At 56.5% G+C, this 10,055-nt stretch carries 11 protein-coding genes and 1 tRNA gene; 11 read left to right on the forward strand and 1 reads right to left on the reverse strand.

Going from position 1 to position 10,055, the window contains the following annotated elements; genetic code table 11:
• Positions 1-5 precede the first annotated feature (5 nt).
• Positions 6-581, forward strand: a complete 576-nt coding sequence (locus tag NV64_RS13815; RefSeq protein WP_056235338.1) for a transcriptional regulator — start codon at positions 6-8, stop codon at positions 579-581.
• Between the two features lie 110 nt (positions 582-691).
• Positions 692-767: transfer RNA gene (locus tag NV64_RS13820), tRNA-Phe, on the forward strand.
• Positions 768-1,130: 363 nt separating this feature from the next.
• Here the strand turns inward: NV64_RS13820 and NV64_RS13825 are convergent.
• Positions 1,131-2,015: a LysR substrate-binding domain-containing protein gene (locus tag NV64_RS13825; protein WP_056235330.1), complete on the reverse strand. Its 885-nt coding sequence runs from the start codon at positions 2,013-2,015 to the stop codon at positions 1,131-1,133.
• A 160-nt stretch (positions 2,016-2,175) separates the two neighbouring features.
• Here NV64_RS13825 and pckA point away from each other — a divergent pair, with 160 nt between their 5' ends.
• From pckA to NV64_RS13870, 9 genes are all read left to right on the forward strand, one after another.
• Positions 2,176-3,786, forward strand: coding sequence for a phosphoenolpyruvate carboxykinase (ATP) (gene pckA / locus NV64_RS13830; RefSeq protein WP_101506123.1), 1,611 nt, complete (start codon positions 2,176-2,178; stop codon positions 3,784-3,786).
• Positions 3,787-4,371: 585 nt separating this feature from the next.
• Positions 4,372-5,352 (forward strand): 6-phosphofructokinase, encoded by a 981-nt coding sequence (locus tag NV64_RS13835; protein ID WP_056235320.1) that lies wholly within the window; start codon positions 4,372-4,374, stop codon positions 5,350-5,352.
• Positions 5,353-5,361: 9 nt separating this feature from the next.
• Positions 5,362-5,652 carry a PTS sugar transporter subunit IIB gene (locus NV64_RS13840; RefSeq protein WP_056235317.1) on the forward strand — a complete coding sequence of 97 codons (291 nt, stop codon included), beginning with the start codon at positions 5,362-5,364 and terminating at the stop codon, positions 5,650-5,652.
• Between the two features lie 15 nt (positions 5,653-5,667).
• Complete coding sequence (locus tag NV64_RS13845) at positions 5,668-7,005, forward strand: PTS sugar transporter subunit IIC (RefSeq protein ID WP_101506124.1); 1,338 nt, start codon at positions 5,668-5,670, stop codon at positions 7,003-7,005.
• Between the two features lie 73 nt (positions 7,006-7,078).
• A complete protein-coding gene (locus tag NV64_RS13850) occupies positions 7,079-7,342 on the forward strand; it encodes a hypothetical protein (RefSeq protein WP_146005490.1) in 264 nt (87 codons plus the stop codon).
• 6 nt (positions 7,343-7,348) lie between these two features.
• A complete protein-coding gene (locus NV64_RS13855; RefSeq protein WP_101506125.1) occupies positions 7,349-7,786 on the forward strand; it encodes a PTS sugar transporter subunit IIA in 438 nt (145 codons plus the stop codon).
• A complete protein-coding gene (locus NV64_RS13860) occupies positions 7,783-8,343 on the forward strand; it encodes an AAA family ATPase (RefSeq protein WP_056235304.1) in 561 nt (186 codons plus the stop codon). Before NV64_RS13855 ends, NV64_RS13860 begins: the two co-directional genes overlap by 4 nt.
• Before the next feature lie 15 nt (positions 8,344-8,358).
• Positions 8,359-9,270, forward strand: a complete 912-nt coding sequence (locus NV64_RS13865) for a tagatose-bisphosphate aldolase (RefSeq protein WP_056235301.1) — start codon at positions 8,359-8,361, stop codon at positions 9,268-9,270.
• A 66-nt stretch (positions 9,271-9,336) separates the two neighbouring features.
• Positions 9,337-10,011, forward strand: coding sequence for an HAD family hydrolase (locus NV64_RS13870; RefSeq protein WP_056235299.1), 675 nt, complete (start codon positions 9,337-9,339; stop codon positions 10,009-10,011).
• Positions 10,012-10,055: the final 44 nt, after the last annotated feature.

Below are 10,055 nucleotides of genomic sequence, written 5' to 3' on the forward strand. Positions count from 1 at the left end.
ACCCCGTGCAGCGAGAAGCAGTTCTGGATCATGCACTGAACGTGCTGGAAATTAATGGCCTGGCGGCGACCACGCTGAGTATGATGGCCGGAGAAACCGGCAGCAGCGAGGCTGACCTGCGCGCCTTCTGGCCGGACCGCGAGGCGCTGCTGTATGACGCGCTGCGCTACCACGGCGAACAGATTGACAGCTGGCGGCGCCAGCTGCTGCTGGATGAGACCCTCAGCCCGGAAAAGAAGCTGCTGGCGCGCTATGAACGACTGGCCGAGGCGGTCAACAACCAGCGCTACCCCGGCTGCCTGTTTATCGCCGCCTGCAGCTTCTGGCCGCAGCCGGATCACCCGATTCACCAGCTGGCCGAACGGCAGAAGCAGGCATCGTGGCAGTACACCCACGAACTGCTGACCCGGCTGGAGGCCGATAATCCGGCGCTGGTCGCCCACCAGATGGAGCTGATTCTGGAAGGCTGCCTGTCGCGCCTGCTGGTTAAACGCAAGGTGCATGAAGTGGACATCGCGCGCAGCCTGGCGGAAGACGTGCTGACCATTGCGCTGTGCCGTAAGAACGGAGCGCTGGGCTGATCGCATTTTGCGCTGTAAGCCTAAAAATCACCCGCTCAGCATGATTTGGCGAAGTTTTTATGACAAAGCCGTTGACGTCGAACGGCCTTTACAGTTTAATACGCCCCGTTGCCCGGATAGCTCAGTCGGTAGAGCAGGGGATTGAAAATCCCCGTGTCCTTGGTTCGATTCCGAGTCCGGGCACCACTATTTAAAGAACCCAGCCACTGGCTGGGTTTTTGCTTTTCTGGGTACTGAATTCTGTATCTGACTCTCTTAAGTCACTGTTCTTGCCCATGAGCACTCCCCCTGAAGACCCGCGCGGGAACGCCCTTTTTAATTCATCTTCCTCTAATACAGATCCAGATAGCATGGCTCTCACATCTGACGGTGAGCAGTACTTCCACCAGTACTGATGGCCTGACACCCGATGGCTGAGTGCCCCGCGCTCAGCGTTTGGCGTTTGGCGTTTGGCGTTTGGCGTTTGGCGTTTGGCGTTCGCAGTGAGCCTGCGGTTCGCTGCCGGGATAAATAGTCAGGCTAGAGCAAAGTAGCGAACCCTGAGCCGCCTCAGCTCTTCCTTACCTTCAGATAGTGCCAGAACCGCTCTGCCGTCAGGTTTAACCGCGCGCCGGAGCGGTAAACGTAGGCGGCAATATTCAGCGACAGGCTCGGGTCCATAATCGCCAGCCGTCCCTCCTCCAGGTCCTGCTGAATCGAGTAGTAGGGCAGCCAGCCGACGCCGTCTCCCTTGAGGATCATCCGCTTCAGCAATTCACTCATCGATGAGACAAAGCGCAGCTGGAAGACGATCTCAGGGTGGCGGTCAATCACCTGGTTCACCTGGCGGCCCATATAGCTGTCGTTGGCGTACTTCATCAGCGGCAGCGTGTCGCCGTCGAGGCTGAACAGCGGCTGGCCGTGCGGGTCGCAGGGGGTGACGAGGTGCAGCGCGGAGTCGAAAATCTTGTGGTTGATAAACGGGTAGTTCATCAGCTCCTCGTTATAGAACGACAGGATAAAGTCGCTCTTGCCCTCTTTCAGGTTAAACACCGCGTCATTGACGTTGATCGATTCAACGAAGAACACCTTATCCGGGCCGTCGGTGTACTCCGCCAGCAGGTCGGGCAGCAGCAGCACCGAGAGCGACGGGGCGGCGTCAATGCGGATGCTCTGCTTGAGCTTGTGATCGCCTTTGATGCGGCCGATCTGAAAGTCCATATCGTCGAGCATATTGCGCGCGTAGCCGACGAATATTCTGCCCTGCGGCGTTAACTGAGGAGGATTGACGCTGCGATCAAACACGCTGAAGCCCAGTGCGGCCTCCAGCGACTTAATGCGTCGGCTGAACGAAGGCTGCGAAATATTGCGTTTTTCCGCCGCCAGCGTAAAGCTGCGGCACTCTTCCAGTGCGATCACGTCGTACAACCACTTCACTTCAAGATTACTGAGCACCGTCACAAATCCTTCAACAAGTCCGCCAACGCTATGCAAATTTAGCATGACGCATAGCATTTATGCAATTTATGCATCAGAAGCCCGGTGTTAATATCCGCCTATTCCATCGGGCCGGAATAGTTCCGCCCCGCACGTCATCCATTGAGTCAGGTAGCGTATGTCGATTATTGCATCAGTTAAAGAACACCTTTTAAGCCTCGGCATCAGGGATGTCGGTGAGATAATCCATAACCCGGATTACGATCTGCTGATCGCACACGAAACGGCAGCCGATCTGACCGGCCCGGCGCGCGGCGTGATGACCGCCTCCGGCGCCGTGGCGGTGGATACCGGCGAGTTCACCGGCCGTTCACCGCGCGATAAGTACATCGTGCGCGATGATTTAACGCAGAACACCCTGTGGTGGTCCGATGCCGGCCTCGGTCGCAACGACAACAAACCAATGACGCAGCAGGTCTGGAGCAGCCTGAAAGGCCTGGTGGCGCAGCAACTCTCCGCCAAACCGCTGTACATCATTGATGCCTGGTGCGGTGCCAGCAACGACACCCGTCTGGCGGTGCGCTTTGTGACCGAAATCGCCTGGCAGGCACACTTCGTCAAAAACATGTTTATCGCCCCACAGGACGACGAGCTGGCCAGCTTTACGCCGGACTTTACGGTAATCAACGGCGCGGGCTGCACCAACCCGCACTGGCAGGCGCAGGGCCTTAATTCAGAGAACTTCGTCGCCTTTAACCTGAGCGAAAAAATTCAGCTGATCGGCGGCACCTGGTACGGCGGCGAAATGAAGAAAGGGCTGTTCTCGGTGATGAACTACCTGCTGCCGCTGCAGGGCATTGCCTCGATGCACTGCTCGGCCAACCGCGGCGAAGCGGGCGACGTAGCGCTGTTCTTCGGCCTGTCCGGCACCGGTAAAACCACCCTCTCCACCGACCCACAGCGCCAGCTGATCGGTGACGACGAGCACGGCTGGGACGACGACGGCGTATTTAACTTCGAGGGCGGCTGCTACGCCAAAACCATCAACCTGAAGCAGGAAGCGGAGCCGGAGATCTATGCCGCGATCCGCCGCAACGCGCTGCTGGAGAACGTGGTGGTGCGCGAGGATGGCAGCGTGGATTACGCCGACGGTTCAAAAACCGAAAACACCCGCGTCTCCTATCCGATCGATCATATTGAGAACATCGTGCGTCCGGTATCGCGCGCCGGCCAGCCTGCGCGCATTATCTTCCTGGCGGCGGACGCCTTCGGCGTGCTGCCGGCGGTATCACGCCTGACCCCGGACCAGATGCAGTATCACTTCCTTTCCGGCTTTACCTCCAAGCTGGCGGGCACCGAGCGCGGCATCACCGCGCCGACGCCAACCTTCTCCGCCTGCTACGGTGCGGCGTTCCTGCTGCTGCACCCGACCCAGTACGCCGACGTGCTGGCGGCCAAAGTGGCGCAGAGCGGTGCCGAAGCCTGGCTGGTCAATACCGGCTGGAACGGTGCGGGCGAGCGTCTGTCGCTGAAGGATACGCGGGCAATTATCAGCGCGATTCTGGAAGGCACCGCCGGTGATAACCAGGCTGACACGCTGCCGATCTTCAACCTGGCGATCCCGGCTTCGATTCCGGGCGTTGAGAGCGCGAAGCTCGACCCACGTAACGCCAACGGCAACTGGCAGGCAGAGGCGGAGAAGCTGGCGCAGCTGTTTATCAGTAACTTCGCGCAGTACGCGACCACCGAAGCCGGTGCGCGTATTCAGTCGGCCGGCCCGGCGCTGTAATTCCGGCCGTTGAGTTCCCCGGCCTCTGAGTCGCGGGGAAAAGAAAATCCGTGGTGCACGCCTGCCACGGATTTTTTTTGGCTGACGCCAGCCTCTCCCCCCGGCAAATGGCTCCCTGCTTCCTCGCCTCCTTTGTCACCTCTACCTGGCTCTGCAATCCTGGCGACGTCTCGCTCCCTGCTCAGCCAGAACTTCCAGCTCCCCTTCCTTTTATTGCATCTGATAAGTTCGGCATGATCAATACCTGTGTGACCTCCCTCCTGACCGGTCATTTTATCCCGCGAACCTTTATAAAGTGATTTAACTCACAAAAGCGTTGATTGACGATCGTAACCTGTCGCTGAATAAAACATTACCTGGCTCACAAAATTAAATTCATTATTAAACATGGAGTTAACCTATCCAGTCTGTATTGCAGAGATAAATAGAGTGATTTAAATCACAAATTTACCTCTTTAAAATCGCTGTCAAGATCGGCTCATCGGAAAAAACCTTAGCAAAGTGTGACCCACTTCTAAAAACAGAATCACCCCATCATTAACATCAACCTTACTTTGAACGGCCCCCTTAACTCTGAGGTCAACCATGAAAATAGGATTAGTGATTAGTGGTGGTGATGTCAGCGGCATGAACAACTTTCTGTTTCAGATAAACCGGATGACCGACTCTGAAATAGTGGTCTTTGACGGCGGCATTAATGGTCTTATCGCCAACCGGGCGAAAGAAATATCCCGCCGTGACCTGGTCGATTTGTCGATATCCTCAGTACCGCTGATCGCCTCCGGCCGTAAAGAGGAGAAGTGTAAGAAGTCTGACTATGAGAAAATCGTTAAAAATATCCGGCAAAAGAAAATTGACTGCCTGATTATGGGCGGCGGTGACGGCTCTTTTCAGTTTCTTAAGGTGCTGAGCGGTTACGGCATCAACTGCTACGGCATCGGCATGACCATTGATAACGATATCAGCGGCAACAGTTATACCGTCGGTTTCTCCACCGCCTGCGAACAGGTGATTGCCGAGGTCGGCAAATTACGCAATACCGGCCGTGGCCTGCCGGGGCGGGTATTTATGATTGAGCTGCTGGGCGGCTACTGTGGCGAACTGACCCTGCAGGCGGCGCTGAAAAGCAACGCGGATATCGCGCTGATCCCGGAATCAGTCTGGGATATCGACCTGCTGGCGGAAAAAATAAAGAATAAAATCAAACAGCAGAACAGCGTGGTGATTTTATGCTCCGAGGGTTACACCAAAGAGTATACGCCGGGTTTCCAGGGCGCGATTGATACCATGATTGGAAAACTTGAGCACAAAATTGGTATTCGTATCCGTAAAACGATTCTTGGCTATGGGCTGAGAAGCGGTATGCCCACCGGCGAAGAGATTATTCAGGGCGCGATCCTGGCAGAGGAAGTGGTCAGATGTATTCACAGCGGCCTGAGCAATAAAATTATTGTCATCAATAATAACAACAAAGCCATACCGATAGATCTTGAAAACTCTGAAAAACGCCTGGTCGATAAAGAGAGCAATCTTTATAAGCTGGCGAAAATAACTCACCTTATCTGAGGGTCTACCATGCTTAAAGTACTCTGCGTATGTGGCTGCGGCCTCGGCTCCAGCTTTGCCATCGAAATGAGCGCCAAGTCGGTGTTGCAGAAGCTGTCGATTGACGCGGATATCGATCACACCACGGTATCCGAAGCCTCGTCATTTAAATATGACATTATTCTGACTCAGAAAATGTTTGCCGACATTTTAAATTCAGACGCCAGCGAAGAGGATAAACGTAAAGTGATTATCCTCAACCGGTTGACGGATAAGAAAGAGATTGAAGAAAAAATTCTTGCTTATATTAACGCAAAATAACAGGCGAGGTGTCACGTGGACGCAATTATCCATTTTATTGTGAAAGACTTTTTAGGCCAGGCGTCGATCCTGATTGCACTGATCGCCATGCTCGGGCTGATCCTGCAGAAAAAATCGATCGGCAAGACGGTGGAGGGAACCTTTAAAACCCTGCTCGGCTTCCTGATCATGATGGCCGGCATCAACATCATTGTGGAAGCGCTGACCTTCCTCAACGATATCTTCACCAGCGGCTTTGGTATGAAGGGCTACATTACCGACGTGGCGGCGATTGCCGGCGTGGCCAACCGCGAGCTGGGTTCAGAAGTGGCGCTGACGCTGCTGGTGATCTTCGCGGTCAATATCCTGATTGCCCGCATCACGCCGTTTAAATACATCTTCCTCACCGGCCAGGCGCTGCTGTGGATGGCGACCATTGGTACGGTGATCGGCTACAAGGCCGGGCTGACCGGCGCCACGCTGATCCTCACCGGTGGCATCTTCGGCGGCATCATGGCGGTGCTGATGCCGGCGATTGCCCAGCCTATCGTGCGCAAAATCACCGACTCGGATGACGTTGCCCTCGGCCACTTCTGCACCATCGGCTATCTGGTGCAGGCGGCGGTGGCACGGGTGATTGGCAAGAACTCACGCTCGACCGAGGACCTGGAACTGCCGGACAACTTTAAGTTTCTGCAGGATACCTATCTGTCGATGGCGGTGATTATGGTGCCGATGTACATCATCCCGGCGCTGTTCGCCGGGCCGGCCTATATCGCCCAGTTTGCCGGTGAAACCAACTACATCATGTATTCGTTTATGCAGTCGATGCAGTTTGTCGCCGGGGTATTCGTGCTGTACAGCGGCGTGCGTCTGCTGCTGAACGAACTGGTGCCGGCGTTCCGTGGTATCGCCATGCGCCTGGTGCCCAACGCCAAACCGGCGCTCGACTGCCCGGTGCTGTTCCCTTACGCCCCTAACGCGGTGATCGTCGGCTTCCTCGCCACCACCGTCGGCTCGATTATCGGCATGATCGTCTTCCCGATGTTTGGCCTGGCGATGATCCTGCCCGGCCTGCTGACCAACTTCTTCGCCGGCGGAGCAGCCGGGGTGTTTGGCAACGCGATGGGCGGCCGCAAAGGGGCGATTATCGGCGGCGTGGTACACGGCCTGTTTATTACCCTGCTACCGGCGATTCTGGTACCGCTGCTGGAGACCTTTGGCTTTAAAGGCGTCACCTTCAGCGATTCCGATGTAATCAGCACCGGGCTGGTACTCGGCCACGCCTTCCAGAATGACTGGGGCTTTGTCGCCGGCTTTATCGCCTTCGTGGTGTTTATCGTCTGGTTTGCTAACCGCAAGCTGAATAAGTAACGCGGGGAGTCATCCACCGCGTTACCCCTGGCCGGTGGAAACGATCCGCCACTGAGGAGGCATTATGCTGTCAATGTTGAAGAAGCTGTTTCATTCATCTGCGCCGCAGGCAGAGCCCGAAGATGAGGCGGCGGCAGAGCAAATAGCCCAGACGCTGCTGCAACTGGAAACCGAGTTAGCGGCCAACCCGGCAGATAATGCCACTCAGAAGCAGCTGATGGTGAAATATAACCAGGCAATCAAAATCTACTCCGCTCAGCCGCGTTACCGCCAGCGCGTTGATGATATTTTCGTAAAAATGGATGAACTCAGAAACACCATCCGCAGAAATCTATGAGGTGATATGAGCATTAAACAGTTTCTTTCCCGACACCCTTTTATTCAGGTAAAGAAAGAGATTAACACCTGGAATGAAATTATCGCTACCGCGGCCACGCCGCTGATTACAGGAGGGTTTGTTACGGCGGAGTATCCGCAGGCCGTGATTAATAACACGCTGGAGTACGGTGCTTATTACGTGTTTGATGAAGGTATTGCTATCCCACACGCCCGGCCGGAGTGTGGCGTGATTAAAAACTGCTTCAGCCTGGTGACGTTAAATCAGCCGGTCTCTATTCACGGCAGTGAGCCGGTGGACATTATCGTAATGTTCGGTGGCGTAAACGGTGATTCGCATATTACCGAAGGGATTGCGTCGATTGTGGGGCTGCTGGAGCAGGAAGAAACGCTGTTGCAAATCAGGCAGGCCACCACGTCTGAAGATATTCTTGGGTTACTATGAAAACACTTATTCTGGTCAATGGCGTTCCGGCGTCAGGAAAAAGTTCGGTTGCCAGAGTCCTGGCTGACCGGTTTAGTTTCCCGCTACTGAGCATCGATCTGATTAAAGAACCTTTTATGGTGCAGTTTGCAGACATTATTGACCGACCGTTAAACCGGAAGCTGGGGCATGCCGCCTACGCCGCGATGTTCGATATTGTCAAAAATGCGCCGCCGGAAGTGAACTTTATTATGGATGCCTGGTTTGGCTTCCGCGAAAAAAACGTGCTGGAAGCCTATATCGCCTCAAGCGGCTGCCAGCAGGTCATTGAAATATGGAATCAGATAGCACCGGAAACGGTGGCACAACGCTACCGGTCACGCTGCGAGTGCCGTGTTAAAGGGCACCCCGGTGCGGAATATATTCCCGAATTAATGCAGCTGGCAGAAAAAGCCCGGCCAATGGCGGTCGGTGAGGTGTATACGCTGGACCAGGATCGCGCTGGTGACAGCGAAGAATTAATACGCTGGGTTCAGCAACGGCTGGATCCGAATAAATCGAAAATTACCCGTCTCTGAATGAGGATTAACGCAATGAATAAAATGACTACGGCCGAACGTCGCGGCTATCAGATGATTTGTGATGCCAACGGTTCAATGATGGTGGTGGCCTGCGACCAGCGTGGCGGCATGCGCACCCTGCTAGCGGCCACGCCGGAAGAGCAGGCGGGTATCAGTAACGCCACGCTGGGTGAAACCAAGTATGACATCACCAGCTATCTTGCCGCCGAAGCGGGCTGCGTGCTGGTTGACCCAATCTGCGCCGTACCGGGCATCGTCGACCAGGGGGTGATCCCGCGTAACACTGGCCTGCTGGTCGGCCTCGACGCCTCCGGCTGGAGCACCTCGCCGGAAGGCTACCGCATCTCTAATATGGTGGAGGGGATCACCGCCCGCCGCGTGCGTGAGCTTGGTGCCACCGGCGGTAAAATCATGATCTACCTGCGTACCGATACGCCAGCGGCCAATACCGCTAACCTGGCGACGCTGCGCGAGGTGATTGCCGATTTCGCCCGTGAAGACCTGTTCCTGGTGGTGGAGTTCCTCACCTATCAGCTGGAGAACGAGAGCAAAGAGGCCTATCAGCAGGCCTTCTCGCAGCTGATTGAAGACGGCTGCCGGGCCTGTATCGACTGCGGCTCGAAAGTGCTGAAGATCCCGTATCCGGGCAGCGAAGCGGCCTGCGCCCGCGTCACCGAAATCTGCGGCGATATTCCGTGGGCGGTGCTGTCGGCCGGCGTCGATCACGCCACCTTCTTAGGCCAGGTGGATATCTCGCTGCGCAACGGCGCGTCCGGGGTAATTGCCGGCCGTTCGCTGTGGAAAGACTGCATCTCGCTCGACCGTAACGTGTCGAAAGAGAAGCTCTCGTCGGTAGCGATCGGCCGCCTGCGTGATATCCAGGCGCTGCTGGCGAAATATAAAAAATCCCCGGCTCACGCCTGAACCGGTGACTGACTATCCGGGCCGTCCGCCTCAGTGCGGACGGCCCGCTTTGCGTTGAGGTGAGCAATGAATCCCCCGCTTGATTTGATTATCTTTGACTGCGATGGCGTGCTGGTCGACTCCGAGATTATCGGCATCACGCTGACCCGATCGCTGCTGGCGGAGCACGGCGTCGCGATCGGTTTTGAGGCGTTTTGCACCCACTACAGCGGGTTGCACTGGGATACGCTGATCGCAAAGGTGCAGGCCAGTACCGGCGTGCCCCTGCCGGCCAGCCTGTATCAGACCTTTTACGCCGCGCTGCTGGCGGAGTTCGACGCCCGGCTGACGCGGATTCCCGGTACCCGTGAGGCGATCGGCACGCTGACCCTGCCGAAATGCATCTGCTCCAACTCGGCCAGCGCGCAGCTGGAGCTGATGCTCAGTAAGGTCGGGCTGCAGGATCTGTTCGCGGGGGCGATCTACTCGGCGGCCGACCTCGGCCCCGGACGCGGCAAACCGCTGCCCGACATCTTCCTGCACGCGGCGGCCTGCTTTAAGGCCGATCCCGCCCGCACGCTGGTGATCGAAGACTCGGTGCCCGGCGTCACGGCCGCCAAACGTGCCGGCATGCAGGTCATTGGCTTCACCGGCGGGGCCCACACTTTCCCCCAGCACGGCGACAGGCTGCTGGCCGCCGGGGCGGATCGGCTGATGGCGGAGATGGCGCATTTGCCGCAGGTGCTGGCAGAACGGACTTAGCGGGCCGATGGCAAAAGAGGCCAGCCTGACTGGGGGCCAGAAAC

The organism is Erwinia sp. B116, assembly GCF_002865965.1.
In the GTDB taxonomy this organism is placed as follows: Bacteria; Pseudomonadota; Gammaproteobacteria; order Enterobacterales; family Enterobacteriaceae; genus Erwinia.